We start from the raw sequence: 15,153 nt of genomic DNA on the forward strand, positions 1-15,153 counted from the left end.
GGGTATCTATCTCCTTGCAAATACGCCGAGCGTTTTTATCAAGGTCTATTGCATGAGAAGCTCTAATCCTGACTGGCTTAGTTTTAGGGGAAGCTTACACCGGGACCTGTTACAGTCAAAATCATTTGAGAAAAGACTGACGCATTCTCCAAACGCTTCTAAAACAAAAAAAGAGATCATCTTACCGATGATCTCTTTTTGCTTGCGGAGAGTCAGGGATTCGAACCCCGGGACCTGTTACAGTCAACAGTTTTCAAGACTGCCGCAATCGACCGCTCTGCCAACTCTCCAGTGGGCCACAAAAGTAAAAAACGTATTGAATTTAAAAAATTTATGGCAACTTTTTTTTGAAAATTTTTTGGCTTAAACTCATGCGCGCAAAGGAATAGCTATCTTTAACACATGATTTCGTACCAGCATTCCCTGGCATTCAACGGCTTTGCCATTGTGCCTTTTTTATACACCGCCGCAGAGATCCAGGCTATTCTCTCCTGCATCTCCCAGGCAGATAGCAGCAGGGAAACTTTCCGTAAAACCAGCGACCTCTTTGCCATCCGGCAGTTTCTCAAAGAAGTGCCGGAAGTGCTGCCACTGCTGCTGAATGACCGCTTTAAAAGCCTCCTGCAGCAAGCCATTGGCCACAACTGTTTCGTGGTGAAGAGTATTTATTTCGACAAGCCGGCAGCGTCCAACTGGTACGTATCCTACCACCAGGACCTTACCATCTCCGTTAATCAAAAAGCCGCGCTGCCTGGCTTTGGCCCATGGACAGTTAAAACCAACCAGTTTGCCGTGCAGCCACCGCTCCCCTACCTGGAAAATATCACAACGCTGCGCATTCATCTCGACGATACCACCGCCGCCAACGGCGCGCTGAAGGTGATCCCCGGCTCACACGCCAAAGGCATTTACCGCCCTGAAACCATCAACCGGGACACCGAAACGGAAGTCCACTGCGAAGTACCGGCCGGAGGCGCCATGCTCATGAAACCCTTGCTGCTGCACAGCTCCGGGCGTACCACCAACCAGCGGCAACGGCGAGTGCTGCATATCGAATTCGCCAGTATGCAGCTCCCCGACCCGCTTGCCTGGTCCGAAAAATTATCCCTCTAAAAAATTTACATTCGCATATGATCACAAAAACAAACTACTTCGTAATTACCGGCGGCCCCGGCGCAGGCAAAAGCACCCTGCTCGAAGCCCTGGGCCAGCGCGGGTATGACACCGTCCCCGAAGCCGGGCGGATGATTATACAGCAACAGGTGAAGCAGCAGGGAAACGCCGTTCCATGGGCGGATACCACCGCCTTCTCCCGGCTGATGCTGGAACGGTCTATCCTGGATTACAACGAATATCTCACCACTACCAACACCTGCTTTTTCGACAGGGGCATTCCGGATGTACTGGGTTATGTACACCTCGTCAATGGTCCGGAAATCGCATTGTATGAAAGCGCAGCGGCGGAATATCGCTACCATACGGATGTTTTTATACTTCCACCGTGGCAGGAGATTTATCAGCAGGACGCTGAAAGAAAACAGGATTTTGAGACCGCCGTCGCCACGTACGAACAAATGGCGGCCACCTATACCGCCCACGGCTATACGCTGATAAAAGTGCCGAAGGATGTGCCCACGGCCAGGGCTACTTTTGTACTGAACCACCTGTATTCCCTGCGGACGCTATAACAGTTTCTGTAATTTATCCAGCACTTTATTCAAATCTATCCCCTTACCCAGTAAGCCTTTCAGCAGATCTCCCTTTTTCGCCAGCCGCTCAGGCATCGTATAGATATTAAAATCCTTCATATTCAGGCCCTTCTTCACCTCGCTCCAGCTTAGCGGCGCGGACACCGTAGCGCCAGGCTTTGGCCGCAGGGAATACGCGCAGGCCATGGTTTGTATCTGCCGGTTCTGCAGGAAATCCAGGTATATCAGGCCTTTGCGCTTGGCAGGCGTCCGTACGACGCTCGTGGTGTCGGGCAGTCGCTTATGGACGATGTTCACCACCAGCTCGGCCAGCATGCGCGACTGATCAAAAGTATATTTCGCGCCCAGCGGGATCAGTATATGCATGCCCGTTGAACCGGAGGTTTTCACAAAGGAGTCCGCGCCAATCTTATCCAGCACGTCTTTGACTTCCAGGGCGGTTTCCACCACCTGGCTGAAAGGGTTCTTGTCCGGGTCCAGGTCGATCAGGCAGTAGTCCGGATTATCCGGCTTCCTGGTGGTGCTGTGCCAGGGGTTCAGCTCTATGCAGCCCAGGTTGGCCATGTACAAGAGGGTGGCCTTGTCCTTACAGACCATAAAGAGCTTCGTTTCTCCGTCGGACTCACTCGTGTACGGGAAAGTGCTGATCCAGTCCGCCACCTTGTCTTCCACGTTCTTCTGGTAGAAGTTAAAGCCATTGATGCCTTCCGGGAAGCGGTTGAGCGACTGCGGACGGTCCTTCAGGTAAGGAAAAATATAATCCGCCACCGCTGCATAGTAGTTGATCATATCCCTTTTGGTGATCTTTTCTACCGGCCAGTATATCTTATCCAGGTTGGTAAACTTCAGCAAATGGCCATCCACCTTCATCTCTACCTCGTTTTTATCAGCGGGTAAAAAGCCTTCGGCTTTACTTTTTTTATTCCGGGGAGATGCAGTGGCCGCCTTTGCAGTACTGCTTTTTTTCGCGGTAGTTTTGCCGGCGGCAGCTGCCTTTTTCGGCGTGGCCTTTTTAGCGGGGGCCTTCTTCGCAGCCGCCTTCTTGGGAGCCTTGGTAGTGGTTGCCATCTTTTCAGGTTTTTTGGATACAGGTGTTGCTACTACTTTTTCATTTTTTTCGCTGGCGCCTTTTTTATCTTCTCTCAACCCCAGGAATATAGGTTGCCGCAGGATGCCCTCCTGCGTTACCTCTGCATACTTAACGGTACATACCAGCTCCGGTTTGAGCCAGGTGACCGGCATATTGGTTTTAGGCACGGGGCTGAACGGACTCTTGTCCGTTTTCAACGGTTGGAATTTTGCATACAGCTCTTTCAGCAATTGCTCGTTGAAGCCTCCGCCCGTATGCCCGATGTAATGCAGCTTTTTGCCGGCGTATTTCCCCAACACCACTGCGCCAAAATACTTGCGGCTATTACGCCCTTCGGTATATCCGCAAATGATCGCTTCCATCTGGTGGTTATTCTTGATCTTCAGCCAGCTTTCCGACCTGCGGCCGGTGGAATATGCGCTGTCCGCCGCTTTGGCCATAATCCCTTCCAGGCCCCGCTTTACCGCTGCTTCAAAAAAGGCGGTACCTTCTCCGGTGATATGATTACTGTACTGCAAGACGGGATTATCCGGCGGAAGAATACTTTCCAGTAACTGCTTGCGTTCCAGCAGGGGAAGCTGCCGCATGTCCCGCCCCTCGTACCAGAGCAGGTCGAAGATGTAGTACACGATATGGGCGCTGCGGCCATGCTTGAGAAAGTTTTGCAGGGCCTGGAAGTCCGGATCACCGTTATCATTCAGCGCAACTATTTCACCGTCTACCACGGCTTTGGTGTTCCATTCCTTCAGCGCGTCCACCACGGTGGTGAACTTGGCGTTGAAGCTGATCTGGTTGCGGGAAAGCAATTCCACTTTGGATTTGTTCAGGTAACCCACGGCCCGGTAACCATCCCATTTGATTTCGTATATCCAGTCGGGTTTGTCGAACGGACCTTTGGTAAGCGTAGCCAGCATGGGCTGCACCTCTTTGGGCATGGGGGCTTTTTTGCCCGGGAGGTCCGCCGGCGTTTGGGGTGCTGCGGGTTTGGGCGCTGCCGCCTTTCCAGTGGCTGCTTTGGCCGCCGCTTTTTTTCGTACAGGCTTCTCCGTTACTTTTGCGGCACGGTTGCTTTTCCACTCCTTTTCCGGCGCGGCAGCTACCTGTTCTATGGTTTTGGAAGTCAGGACCGACTTGTCCTTCTTCGTAACGTCCGCCTTGGTGGCGTATTGATCGTTCAGCTTCATCAGCAGCCAGGCATTTTCCCCTCTGCCGGAGGCTTTCACCAGGGCAAACTCGCCTTTGAGCTTTTTGCCTTTCAGTACAAATTTGAGTTTACCGCTGTACAATTGGTGCAGCAGCTGCTTTTCGGGCGACTTCTTCGATTTTTTATCCTCTTCTGCCGGCAGGTACTCCCCTTCGTCCCACACGATGACGGTACCTGCCCCGTAGTTGCCTTTGGGTATGATGCCCTCAAAATCTTTATAATCGTACGGATGGTCTTCCACCATCATGGCCAGGCGCTTTACGTCAGGGTCCATGGAAGGCCCTTTGGGCACGGCCCAGCTTTTCAGCACGCCTTCCATTTCCAGCCGGAAGTCGTAATGCAGGTGCGAGGCATCATGCTTCTGTACCACGAAGCGCAGCGCTTTACCGGCGTTTTCGCCGCCGGTAGGCTCCGGAGTGGAGGTAAAGGTCCGTTTTTGCCTGTATTTCGCTAAACTCATGCAGGGCGTTTACTCTTATTATAAAACAATTGCTGGCAGAATAGTTCATTTTACCGTAGCAGCCACATGCAGGGCATGCAGCGCCATGGTGGAAGGACAGTTCAGCACCTGCCCGTCCGTATTGTAACGCGCGCCGTGGCAGGGGCAATCCCAGGACCTTTCTCCGCTGTTCCAGCTTACATCGCATTTCATGTGGGTGCATACGGGGCTGACGGTATGCAGCTCCCCTGCTTCGTCCTTATAAATGGCCATTTTTTCCGACTCGTAGGTGATCACCTTTCCTTCGCCGGGCGCGAGGTCCGCCAGCTGCGGCAGGGACGCGGCGGGAATCAGTTTGCCTACAAACTGCTTAGCCACATCCGCGTTATGCGAAATGAAGTTGCTGAAGCCGGCGATGGGCTTTAAGCGGTTAGGGTCCAGGATTTTTTCCAATTCATGCTGCACGCCCAACAGCATATCCCGCAGCAGCAATGCCGCTACAGTGCCGTATATCATACCATTGCCGCTGAAGCCTGTAGCTACATAAATATCTTCTTCTTCGCCGGGCAGCTGGCCGATGTAAGGCAGCCCGTCTACCGGTTCGTAGAACTGGGAGGACCAGCGCTGTGTTATTTCCGCCACCGGGAAATGCTTACGCACCCAGGCTTCCAGCTGCCGGAAGCAGAGATTCGTATTTTCGTGATGCCCGGTTTTATGATCCTCCCCGCCTACAATCAGGTACTGCTGCCCATCTACCTCCTGGCTGCGGATGTAGTGGAAAGGCTCTTCCATGTCGTAATACAGGTCCTGCGGATAATCGTTCTGGCTGAGCCGCGCCGCCACGGCGTAACTCCTGTAAGGTACGCAGCGCAGGTGCAGCAGGTTGATGCCTGGCGGAATATGCGTAGCCAGTATCAATTTACGGCCGCTGAATGTATGTTCGCCCGCGGTTACGTCCACCGTTTCGTTATGAGCGATATCCGTTACCCGGGTATTTTCCAGGATAACGCCGCCAAGGTTTTCGAATTCTTTTGCGAGTTCGTAGAGGTATGGCAGCGGGGAGAACTTAGCCTGCCCCTTTACCTGTATCGCGGAGCTGCAGGCGATGGGCAGTGGCAATGTAGCAACGCGGCTCACATCCAGCCCGGCATTGGTAGCCGCCGTGGCTTCGCGGACCAGGGCTTTGTCCTGCTCCTCATTCTGCGCATACTGGTAAGCGTCCGCGGTTTGGAAGCCGCAGTCTATTTTATATTCCTGCGTCATTTTTTCAATGAAGCGGATGGCATTGGCGCTGGCCTTTGCGATGGCACGGGATGCCTGCAGGCCGAAGTTCTTTTCGATGGTTTCGTACGATACATCCAGCAGCGTATTCAGGTGTGCCGTAGTACCGCCGGTGGTGCCAAAGCCCAGGTTGGCGGCTTCGAGGAGGAGGCATTTAAAGCCCGCCTCCTGCAACAGGAAGGCAGTGGTTACCCCGGTAATACCGCCGCCTACGATTATTACATCGTACGTTTTGTCCTCATGCTTACTACTCAGTGGAAAAGCAGATATATGTTGCTGCCATAAACTGATAGTGTATCCATCTCTGTTAATCATACCAGCAGTTTTTATGATGAAACAATACTTCCTGCCTGCAATGCCGCCAGGAAATGTGTAAGGATTTCGTTACAGAAATAATAGCGCACCGCCAGCGGATCGTCGTGCGTAGCCAGTATTTTACCCGCGGCCAGTTCTTTCTTATCTTTTGCGATGGAATAGAACGCATAGAGTTGCGTTATACCTTGTTCCGGCACCGGCGAGGCATAACCGGTGATCCCAATTCCCCAATTTGATGAAAACAGTGTACAACAATTTTCAGCCATGGTGGTTGCCGTATATGCCGAAACGCAATTACAACGTTCGCCGTGGATGGGATCCAGCATTAAATGCCTCGCCTTCTGCCCCAGGTTGTACGTAGTAATGCCTCCCTGAAAAAATGCAGTGGCATTAAATGCGGAGGAGAACGCCACCTGTAACATGCCGGCAGTAACGCTTTCCGCCACTGCCAGGGTTTGTTCGGCGGCTACCAGCCTGTCCCGTATCTGGTTGACGGTAATTTCATCTATCGTTTTCATATGATATTTTTTATTCTAACACTGTGCCATGAATGGCATAGAAATTAGCATGCCTTTTTAAACAACAGTTTAGGATATGAAAACTCAGATAGACCGAATGGCAGACTATGTTACCCGCAAAAAATGGGAAGATATGTCGCCCGAAATCCTGGCCCAGCTTAAAAATCACTTGCTCGACAGCCTGGCCTCATTCGTATTTTCCCAAACGCAGGAAACGCCCCAAAAGGTAGCGGCATCCCTTCAAAAATTGAGCAACAGCCTGCAACTGCCAGCGGACCACGCCGCACAGTATTACACCACGCTGATCAGGTATCCTGACTTTATGGACAACTTCCTGGCAAAGGAAGCCACCTGCCACCCTTCGGACAACATCGGGGCGCTGCTGGCAGCCTGCCATTTGCGCGAGGTGAGCGGGAAGGACTTCCTGCTGGCCATGGCCATAGCCTATGAGCTGGAATGCCGGCTGACGGAGCAGCTGCCGGTGATGATCAACGGGTATGACCACACCGCCCTGCTGGCCTTTTCCGCCACGGCAGGCATCGGCAAGCTGCTGGGGCTGACAGCGGATGAGATGGCCAACGCACTGGCGATTGCCGGCTGCAGCTATAACCCGCTGGTTACCTCCCGCGCTTCGTACACGACGGAATGGAAGGGGCTGGCATCCTCCCTGGTAAACAACGGCGCGGTAAACATTGCCATGATGGCCCGGGAGCAGGTGACGGGCCCGCGTAAACTGTTTGAACTGCCAGAGAAAGGTTACAATGCAATCTATGGACTGAAACTGGAATACGATTGGGAACAGGAAAACTTTGACCTTATACCCCGGTGCATCCTGAAGACCTTTAACGCGGAAGTACACACGCAGTCCGCCCTGGAAGCCATCCAGGAACTGACGGTAGCGCATAATATTTCTCCTGAAAAAGTGAAGGAAATCGATATCACTATTTTCCTCACAGCGCTGCATATTGTTGGCAATGGCGAGTATGGGGACCGGATGCATGTGTATTCAAAAGAACAGGGCGATCATAGTTTGCCCTATGTAGCCGCCGCCACGCTGATAGACCAGCAGCTCTATCCGCCCCAACTCACGCCTGCGCGTATCCAGCGGCTGGATGTGCAGGAACTGTTAAAGAGAGTGCATTGCCATACCGGCCTGCCGATTCATAAACCGGTGAAAGTGGTGGGCATGCTGGATCCTTACACGGTCGCATATCCTGACAAAGTTTGCAGCAAGGTAAAAATCACGATGAACGACAGCAGTCATTATACCCTTGAAAAGGAAGATTACAAAGGATTTTTTACGCGGCCTTTAAGCACGGATGAAATCAAAATAAAATTCGAGAAAATGAATGCAGACAATACCGGCGCCGCCTACCGGCAACGGCTATACCAATGTATTGCAAACCTGGAAACCCGCAGCGCCAATGAGTTGCTGGAATTGTTATTATCACCTGACAAAACCGAATCCTGACAGGCTGCAGTAGAAAGTCCGCCCGATTGGTTTAACTTTGATACAGACGAATCAGAAAACATGAAAGAAAAGTTAAAGATTATAGCCTTTGATGCCGATGACACCTTGTGGGTAAACGAGCCATATTTCCGTGAAAACGAATTGCAATTTGCTGAGCTGATGGCCGACTACATGCCCCGCGACGAAATTTTGCAGATCATGTACCAGACGGAGATGAAGAACCTCAAGCTCTATGGATACGGCGTGAAGGGATTTATGCTAAGCATGATAGAAGCCGCCAACCTGATCACAGAAGGCAAGGCCGATGCGCGTATCATCAACAAGATCATTGCGCTCGGGCAGGATCAGTTGCAAAAACCCGTTGAACTGCTGGATGGCGTGGAAGAAGTATTGCAGCACCTGCAAGGAAAATATAAGCTGGTAGTAGCTACGAAAGGGGATTTACTGGATCAGCAGCGAAAGGTGAAAAGCTCCGGGCTACAGGAATATTTCCATCATGTGGAAGTGATGAGTGATAAGAAAGCAGCGGATTATTCGCACCTGTTGAAAAAGCTGAGTTGTACGCCTTCCTCTTTTTTGATGCTGGGCAACAGCCTGAAATCGGACGTACTGCCGGTACTGGAACTGGATGGATACGCATCGCATATCCCTTATCATATCACCTGGGCGCACGAGCTGCTGGATGAGGAGCCGAAGCACCCGAACTATATTAAATTGTCCAATATCAGGGAGATATTAGGGCACCTGGCTTAGCAGGCTTACGGCCAAACAACCAGGTTTAAGCGGCATAAAGCGCAAAGCAGCAAAGGCTTGTGTTTTGTTCACCCCGGACAAAATGCAGGTCTTTGCTGCTTCAATAGGCTAGTGGGTTTCCCCGTAGGCGCGCAGGAGTTGCTTACCTGTACCCAGTCCGTCGATGCCGTATTCAATGATATCCCCGGGGCGCAGGAACCGGGGCGGCATTTGGCCGATGCCACTGCCGGCAGGCGAGCCGGTGGAAATGATATCGCCGGGAAAGAGGCCAAAAAATTCGCTGGTATAGGCCGTGAGGTCCGGTACTTTCCAGATCAGGTCAGCGGTAGTGCCGTTTTGCATGTATTCCCCGTTTAATTTCAGCCACACCCGCAGGTTGCCTGGATCGGGAATTTCATCTTTCGTCACAAAATAGGGCCCTAACGGCGCAAAGGTATTGCAGCCTTTTCCTTTATCCCAGGTGCCGCCGCGCTTTTTCATAAAGGCCCTTTCGCTGATATCGTTGTGAAGAATATAGCCGGCCACATAATCCATCGCCGCGGGCTTTTCGATATTGGTGCCTGTTTTGCCGATGACGATGCCCAGTTCCGTTTCCCAATCTGTTTCCACGCTGTTTTTAGGAATGGTCACGCCGTCGTAGGGGCCATTTAATGCGCTCATCGCTTTCAGGAAGAGGATAGGTTCCGATTCGGCCACGAAGCCCGTTTCCCGGATATGGTCCTTATAGTTAAGGCCCACGCAAACGATCTTACCGGGATTGGCCAGCGGAATACCCGTACGCGCCAGCTCCGGTACTTCCGGAAGTTTGGCGCCTTCTTTTTCCAGGAAACCGGCCAGGCGTTCCAACCCGCCGCTGCCTATAAATTCGTTCGTATAGTCTTCCCCGAGAGCGGATACATCGTATCGTTTGCCGTTCAACAGTATGCCCGGTTTTTCTTCCCCGGGATTACCCCATCGTAATAACTTCATCTATTTGTTTTTGATTTCAGGCTGCTGCCAGTCCAATTTAAGACTTTTACTGGTCCAGTTCCTGATTTTATTGATGAGCGCGGGATTGCCTTCCAGCTGGGTACCGTAGGTGGGTATGAGTTCTTCGAGGGTTTCCCGCCATTCATCCGCTACTTTATCCGGGAAGCAGGCTTCCAGCAGTTCGAGCATGATGGGCACGGCGGTGGAAGCCCCAGGAGAAGCGCCGAGCAAGGTGGCAATGCTGCCGTCTTTACTGGTAACGGTTTCCGTACCAAAGCGCAGCTCTCCTCCTCCATCCGGGTTGTTGTAGATGACCTGCACCCTTTGCCCTGCTTCCTGCAGGGTCCAGTCTTCCGGCTTTGCTTCCGGGTAGAAGACGCGTAAAGCATCGATGCGGTCTTCAAAGGAGAGGGTGAGTTGCTGGACCAGGTATTTTTCCAGGTCAAAGTTTTCCAGCCCTACTTTCATCAGCGGCAGGATGTTCCAGTATTTGATGGATTCGAAGAGGTCCCAGAAGGAGCCTTCTTTAAGGAATTTGGTGGAGAAGGTGGCGAAAGGCCCGAAGAGGATAGCTTTTTCCCCGTCGATGACGCGGGTATCCAGGTGAGGTACGCTCATAGGCGGCGCGCCTACGGATGCCTGGCCATAGACTTTTGCGTTATGCCTTTTTACGACGGCGGGATTACGGCACACCAGCCATTCGCCCCCAACGGGGAAACCGCCGTAGAGGCGGGATTCAGGAATAGCGCTGTCTTGCAGGAGTTCCAGCGCTCCGCCACCGGCGCCAACGAACACAAAGTCGGCCGTGACGGTTTGGGTGGCTTTTGCGCGGCGGTTTTTGATCCGCAGTTCCCACCGGCCATCGGTGAGTTGCTTCAGGTCTTTTACTTCATGTTCGAGATGTAATTTGACGCCGGGTTGCTTTTCGAGTTGATGGATCAGTGTACGGGTGAGGGCGCCATAGTTCACATCCGTGCCTAAGGCCATGTAGGTGGCGGCGGCTTTTTCCGACAGGCTGCGCCCTTCCATTACCAACGGTATCCATTGTTTAATTTTTTCCGGGTCATCGGAATATTCCATGCCCTGGTACAGCTGGTATTGCTGCAGGGCTTCAAAGCGTTTGCGCAGGTAGGTCACATCTTTTTCCCCGTGTACAAAGCTCATATGCGGCACGCTGCGGATGAAGGTGGACGGATCTTTGATCTGACCGCTATCCACGAGGGAGGCCCAGAATTGTTTGGTAACCTCAAATTGCTCGATGATATGCAGGGCTTTATGCGTATCGATGGTACCGTCTTCCCTTTCCGGCGTATAGTTCAGCTCACAGAGGGCAGAGTGGCCGGTGCCGGCGTTGTTCCAGGCGTCGGAACTTTCGGCGGCAATACGGTCCAGCCGCTCGTAGATATGGATAGACCAGTCCGGAGCGAGGTGTTTCAGCAGGGTACCGAGGGTAGCGCTCATGATACCTGCGCCAATCAATAACACATCCGTATGTAACTGTTGCTTTTGCATATTGGATCAATTTGAAAAGTACGCCTATATAAAATAAAGTTTTCTTAAAAAAGTTTATGATCTTTAAGAGATATAAACATTTTTTTATGAAAAGGTACTGGATACTGACAATTGCCGGCCTGGCAACTGCCTGTCATCAACCCACCCAACAAGCCGGCCATGAGGCCGACAGCCTCCCTCCCGCTGCTGTGGAAACCATACCCGTTCCGGATACAACTACACTGATCATGCCAGGAAAGCGCATAGGCATCACTGTTATACAGGCCAATGCGGACTCGCTGATCAGGCAAATGGGCCATCCTGATTATTCGGATGCGGCCATGGGCACATACCTGAATACCTGGTATGCCCGCCACAGGGATGGCATTTACCAGACCAGCATATTTAGTCAGCGCAATATGGGCGGCCCGGATGAAGCGATCACGCATGTCAAATCCGTATATGTCACTTCGCCCGCATTCCGCACTACAAACGGAATTGGCCCCGGCACGCCGATGGCCGCCATTCAACATCAATATGCGCTCACTAACACCGGCACTTTCGTAAATGGAAAAGACAGCCTGGATGTGTATGAAGATATAAAATCCGGCATCAGCTTCGAAGCCGGTAAGGACGGCATTTGCAAGGGAGTACTCGTGTATGCACCGGAAGATAGCGGCGCCGCGCGGCGGAGCGTGCATAACGACTGGATATTTGTAACGAGGAAGTGATGCCTGCTTCCCTGCGTTTTACACCGACGCGGCTGCCGGCCGGCAGCCTGGTTGCGCCGGCATATGCGGCGCGTAAAGTGCAGCCAGCTCCGGGACTTTAAGGAGCTGGCTGCACTTATTCTCTCTCTAAAAAAAAATAACGGCTACACCCCAACGCCTGTAATAAGATAGGGTGGCAACAAACAATCATAAAAAATGTTTCGCGGCGAAAAGGATAAACAGGCGTGATTTACAGGTGCGCGCGGCGGGTTTTGGTTACCGGCACCCGGGTATGCACCCCGTTGACATTCACCGTGACAAATGCATCGAATGGCTGATAAGCCGCTACCGTACCGGTTTGGGAGGAGCCGTCTTCCAGCTCGAAGCGGACTTCCGTGCCTTTATAGTAATAAAAAAGCAGGTCCAGGTATTCAAGTTCCGCTTTCATTTCCGCATTTTTGTAGGTGAACAAGGGATAGGATGTTTTCTGGAAAACACGGCTGCTGATTTCTGCCTTGATGTACGGATCATTGAAAAGATTAGGGAGGTTGTTCCTCTCCGCAATTTTGAGGATCGTATTCTCCTTCCCTTCTTTCACCCGGCCCCAGTACTTCTTATCTTTTTCACTCTGGTAGATCTTCTGCCGGATGTCCGCCTGTAACCATTCTACCTGTAGCACCACAAAAAAATCATAGATAGACAACTCACGGGTCTTTTCACACTTAAGCGTTAATGTTTCCATAAATAAGGATATAGGATTTGAATGAACAATCGAAATTTTGAGGGGAAGAGTCATTTAATCCGGATTGATTAAATGACTCCTGGCGGGATGTTAGAACATTTTTTTGAAGTAATAGAGCGCATAATATGGCGGCATGTTTTCGTGCGGTTCGTTGTTACCCACTTTTGCCATTGCGTTGGAAACGCTGCCGTTTTCATCGCCATCCCAGGGCGGTGTGTTAGACTTACCGTTTTGCACCATGAAACCTGTGCCATTGGTGCTTTGGCTGGGGGATGCATTCAGACCATGCCTGTGTTTAGGCATCTGGGCGATGGTCAGCGTAACAGTGGCCGCGCCACCGGTTTTGCCGGCCTGGTAGCTGTTGCCTGCGCCGAGGATAAAGCGGTCCCTTAAATCCGGCGTGCCTTCCCGGCCATCGCAGAGGTGATAACCGAAATACCCTTTTACTTTACCCCAGCCGCCGGCATCAAAGAGGTCCGTAATAACCCCGTCTGTAGCGGCAATCAGGAAGGGCTGCTGCAGTTCGTAGTTAGCGGACAGGCACCAGTTGTTCCCGGAGTAAATGCAGTTGAACACAATACCGCCGTCATGGTTGAGCATATGCCAAACGTCTGCCGCAGTGATCTTTTTCAGGATATCCGGGTTACCGCCGGCATAATTGCGGACGATGTAAATATTTTTGCCGCCCATGCCCAGCGCTTCACAGTCGAAATGAATGGTAAAGCGGTTGCCTTCCACAGCGCCGTCATCGCTCAGGCTGATATACAGGTCGTCGTTCAGGGTGATGTTGCCGGTGATATACTGGTAACTCTTCTCCTTGCCTACCTGCAACTGCATTAACTGGGTATTGGTGAATGCGCTGATGACGTTGACGCCGTTAATATCCCCCTTATCCATTTTGCCTACAAAGTGACTGTAGGAATAGGCAGCAGTCCTGACCGGGATAAAGCCGCTTGTTTCGCTGGAAGCGTAGGTCTGGAACACCCGGCTGTCGGCAGGTTTGAGAAGGCCGCCATTGGAAAAGGAAGCTTCCGTCAGGAAACCATGCACGGTATCGGAAGGCAGCACCGTGTAAGGCGTGTATCCTTTCCCGGTATGGTAACGGTAGGTGATCAGGTAGTTACATACGGGGTCCTTATAGGCATCCACTTCGCACACGCCATAGAGCGTATTTACCGGGAAGCTGTATTCTACTTCCACGTTGCCCATGTTATCATTCGGATCCGGCGAGCATTTGATGATCACGTGTTCACAGTCGGGCACCACGAGCATATACTGCCCGGTAAAAAATGTTTCGCCGCCATCGGCTGATACATCATTCACATCCAGCACGTCCAGCTGGAGGTTAATGGCCTGGCCCTGCTTCACGGATGAGATGACCCTGCGGTAATTGCCGTTAGGGAAATACACGCGCCAGCCGTTGAAATCGCCGTTGGTGAAGTCCTCCGTGGATTTGTAAATACCGCCTGTGGCGCCGCCGAGCAGGGTGAGCATATTAAACGACGTATCCACCGACCAGTTTTGCGTACGCATACCCCATGCAATTTGTACCTGGTTCTTGTTTGCCGGTGTGGTAGGATGCTGCCATTTGATGGACTCCACGCCTATGAGCGGGTTCTCCTGGAAGTCCATAGCAACGGCGTTATAGTCGGCCTGCGTTCTCCAATATTCCAGGCGCTTATCCTGTATGATTACGTTGCCGCCTTCCGCTTTCACGCGCGCAATGTAAAACTCGCGGCCTGCATTGTACACGCCGGGAACCTGGTTCTGTTGCAGCTCCCGTTCGAGGGAATAGGTAGCGCCATCGTATTGGAAAGGATATTTATTCGCGTTAGGAATGGCCGCTCCCGGTGTGAAGGTGCCCACTACGCGGTACTTCAGGTTTTCTTCCACTACAAACTCCGCGATGCCGGTAGTGGTGGTGGCGGGATGCGCCACTTTCGCATGCAGGTCGTCGATCACTTCCAATACATCGTATTCCTGTTTATTGTATTTGGAGCCTGGGAAAGAAATCCTGGAGGGGAAGTTGGGCAAGCCCCTGAGGGTGCTGGTAAAGCGGGTGCCCACGCCTACGAGGTCGCCATTAATGGCGAGGCTGACGGTTCCCTGCTCTTCGGCTACCGGCTGGTAACGGAGCTTTATCCAGTACCAGGCGCCATCCGCCGGAACGGGAATACCATTGGTTTCGGGCAGGTAGATGAAATTGCCATCGGCGTCGATACCTTTTGCTTCCCGGATCTTAATCGTTTTCTGACCGACGGTGGTATCGAGGTCGCGCTCCACTTTTGCATTCAGGAAATCAGGGTCCAGCCTTTGGTTCTTGATCAGACCGAAGGTCATGGAATTTTCCAGGATGTTCTTCCGGAACCCCTGCTGGTCCATGAAATCAGCAAACCGGTTCAGTTCAATGGCTTCTAAAAATAAGTCAGGGCAAAATTTAAATCTTGACATTTACAAGCTT

The 15,153-nt window shown here is 52.0% G+C and carries 12 protein-coding genes and 1 tRNA gene; 5 read left to right on the forward strand and 8 right to left on the reverse strand.

What is annotated here, in order from left to right; all coding sequences use genetic code 11:
* Window positions 1-205 precede the first annotated feature (205 nt).
* Window positions 206-290, reverse strand: a tRNA-Ser gene (locus BOC67_RS14055).
* Window positions 291-402: 112 nt separating this feature from the next.
* On the opposite strand from BOC67_RS14055, the gene BOC67_RS14060 reads away from it, so the two are divergent.
* Window positions 403-1,113: a phytanoyl-CoA dioxygenase family protein gene (locus BOC67_RS14060; RefSeq protein ID WP_291910987.1), complete on the forward strand. Its 711-nt coding sequence runs from the start codon at window positions 403-405 to the stop codon at window positions 1,111-1,113.
* A 17-nt stretch (window positions 1,114-1,130) separates the two neighbouring features.
* Entirely contained in the window at window positions 1,131-1,688 is a 558-nt protein-coding gene (locus tag BOC67_RS14065) for an AAA family ATPase (RefSeq protein WP_291910988.1), read from the forward strand.
* On the opposite strand, the gene ligD is transcribed toward BOC67_RS14065, so the two are convergent.
* The 3 genes from ligD to BOC67_RS14080 are packed head-to-tail and all read right to left on the reverse strand — an operon-like array spanning window position 1,683 to window position 6,556.
* On the reverse strand, window positions 1,683-4,463 hold the full coding sequence (gene ligD / locus BOC67_RS14070; protein WP_291910989.1) for a DNA ligase D: 2,781 nt from the start codon (window positions 4,461-4,463) through the stop codon (window positions 1,683-1,685). The two genes, BOC67_RS14065 and ligD, sit on opposite strands and share 6 nt — an antisense overlap.
* Window positions 4,464-4,508: 45 nt before the next feature.
* Complete coding sequence (locus tag BOC67_RS14075) at window positions 4,509-6,038, reverse strand: FAD-dependent oxidoreductase (protein WP_291910990.1); 1,530 nt, start codon at window positions 6,036-6,038, stop codon at window positions 4,509-4,511.
* An 11-nt stretch (window positions 6,039-6,049) separates the two neighbouring features.
* Window positions 6,050-6,556 (reverse strand): CinA family protein, encoded by a 507-nt coding sequence (locus tag BOC67_RS14080; protein WP_291910991.1) that lies wholly within the window; start codon window positions 6,554-6,556, stop codon window positions 6,050-6,052.
* A 76-nt stretch (window positions 6,557-6,632) separates the two neighbouring features.
* On the opposite strand from BOC67_RS14080, the gene BOC67_RS14085 reads away from it, so the two are divergent.
* Both BOC67_RS14085 and BOC67_RS14090 read left to right on the forward strand, forming a co-directional pair.
* Window positions 6,633-8,027, forward strand: coding sequence for an MmgE/PrpD family protein (locus BOC67_RS14085; protein ID WP_291910993.1), 1,395 nt, complete (start codon window positions 6,633-6,635; stop codon window positions 8,025-8,027).
* A gap of 60 nt (window positions 8,028-8,087) precedes the next feature.
* Window positions 8,088-8,780 carry an HAD family hydrolase gene (locus BOC67_RS14090; protein WP_291910994.1) on the forward strand — a complete coding sequence of 231 codons (693 nt, stop codon included), beginning with the start codon at window positions 8,088-8,090 and terminating at the stop codon, window positions 8,778-8,780.
* Window positions 8,781-8,888: 108 nt separating this feature from the next.
* On the opposite strand, the gene BOC67_RS14095 is transcribed toward BOC67_RS14090, so the two are convergent.
* Window positions 8,889-9,749, reverse strand: coding sequence for a fumarylacetoacetate hydrolase family protein (locus BOC67_RS14095; RefSeq protein WP_291910995.1), 861 nt, complete (start codon window positions 9,747-9,749; stop codon window positions 8,889-8,891).
* Window positions 9,750-11,261 (reverse strand): malate dehydrogenase (quinone), encoded by a 1,512-nt coding sequence (gene mqo / locus BOC67_RS14100; RefSeq protein WP_291910996.1) that lies wholly within the window; start codon window positions 11,259-11,261, stop codon window positions 9,750-9,752. It abuts the gene before it with no gap.
* A gap of 86 nt (window positions 11,262-11,347) precedes the next feature.
* On the opposite strand from mqo, the gene BOC67_RS14105 reads away from it, so the two are divergent.
* Window positions 11,348-11,971: a hypothetical protein gene (locus BOC67_RS14105; RefSeq protein WP_291910998.1), complete on the forward strand. Its 624-nt coding sequence runs from the start codon at window positions 11,348-11,350 to the stop codon at window positions 11,969-11,971.
* A 229-nt stretch (window positions 11,972-12,200) separates the two neighbouring features.
* Here BOC67_RS14105 and BOC67_RS14110 read toward each other — a convergent pair whose 3' ends face one another.
* Window positions 12,201-12,692 (reverse strand): hypothetical protein, encoded by a 492-nt coding sequence (locus BOC67_RS14110; RefSeq protein WP_291910999.1) that lies wholly within the window; start codon window positions 12,690-12,692, stop codon window positions 12,201-12,203.
* A gap of 90 nt (window positions 12,693-12,782) precedes the next feature.
* Window positions 12,783-15,143 carry a hypothetical protein gene (locus BOC67_RS14115; protein WP_291911000.1) on the reverse strand — a complete coding sequence of 787 codons (2,361 nt, stop codon included), beginning with the start codon at window positions 15,141-15,143 and terminating at the stop codon, window positions 12,783-12,785.
* Between the last annotated feature and the right edge of the window lie 10 nt (window positions 15,144-15,153).

The organism is Chitinophaga sp. CB10, from assembly GCA_001870995.2.
Lineage (GTDB): Bacteria > Bacteroidota > Bacteroidia > Chitinophagales > Chitinophagaceae > Chitinophaga.

What these genes read in the sequence shown, in the direction of transcription:
- BOC67_RS14080 (WP_291910991.1), bottom strand. Translation starts at nt 6,556, where the DNA reads ATGAAAACGATAGATGAAATTACCGTCAACCAGATACGGGACAGGCTG.
- BOC67_RS14090 (WP_291910994.1), top strand. Translation starts at nt 8,088, where the DNA reads ATGAAAGAAAAGTTAAAGATTATAGCCTTTGATGCCGATGACACCTTG.
- BOC67_RS14065 (WP_291910988.1), top strand. Translation starts at nt 1,131, where the DNA reads ATGATCACAAAAACAAACTACTTCGTAATTACCGGCGGCCCCGGCGCA.
- BOC67_RS14115 (WP_291911000.1), bottom strand. Translation starts at nt 15,143, where the DNA reads ATGTCAAGATTTAAATTTTGCCCTGACTTATTTTTAGAAGCCATTGAA.
- BOC67_RS14110 (WP_291910999.1), bottom strand. Translation starts at nt 12,692, where the DNA reads ATGGAAACATTAACGCTTAAGTGTGAAAAGACCCGTGAGTTGTCTATC.
- mqo (WP_291910996.1), bottom strand. Translation starts at nt 11,261, where the DNA reads ATGCAAAAGCAACAGTTACATACGGATGTGTTATTGATTGGCGCAGGT.
- BOC67_RS14085 (WP_291910993.1), top strand. Translation starts at nt 6,633, where the DNA reads ATGAAAACTCAGATAGACCGAATGGCAGACTATGTTACCCGCAAAAAA.
- ligD (WP_291910989.1), bottom strand. Translation starts at nt 4,463, where the DNA reads ATGAGTTTAGCGAAATACAGGCAAAAACGGACCTTTACCTCCACTCCG.
- BOC67_RS14075 (WP_291910990.1), bottom strand. Translation starts at nt 6,038, where the DNA reads ATGATTAACAGAGATGGATACACTATCAGTTTATGGCAGCAACATATA.
- BOC67_RS14060 (WP_291910987.1), top strand. Translation starts at nt 403, where the DNA reads ATGATTTCGTACCAGCATTCCCTGGCATTCAACGGCTTTGCCATTGTG.
- BOC67_RS14105 (WP_291910998.1), top strand. Translation starts at nt 11,348, where the DNA reads ATGAAAAGGTACTGGATACTGACAATTGCCGGCCTGGCAACTGCCTGT.
- BOC67_RS14095 (WP_291910995.1), bottom strand. Translation starts at nt 9,749, where the DNA reads ATGAAGTTATTACGATGGGGTAATCCCGGGGAAGAAAAACCGGGCATA.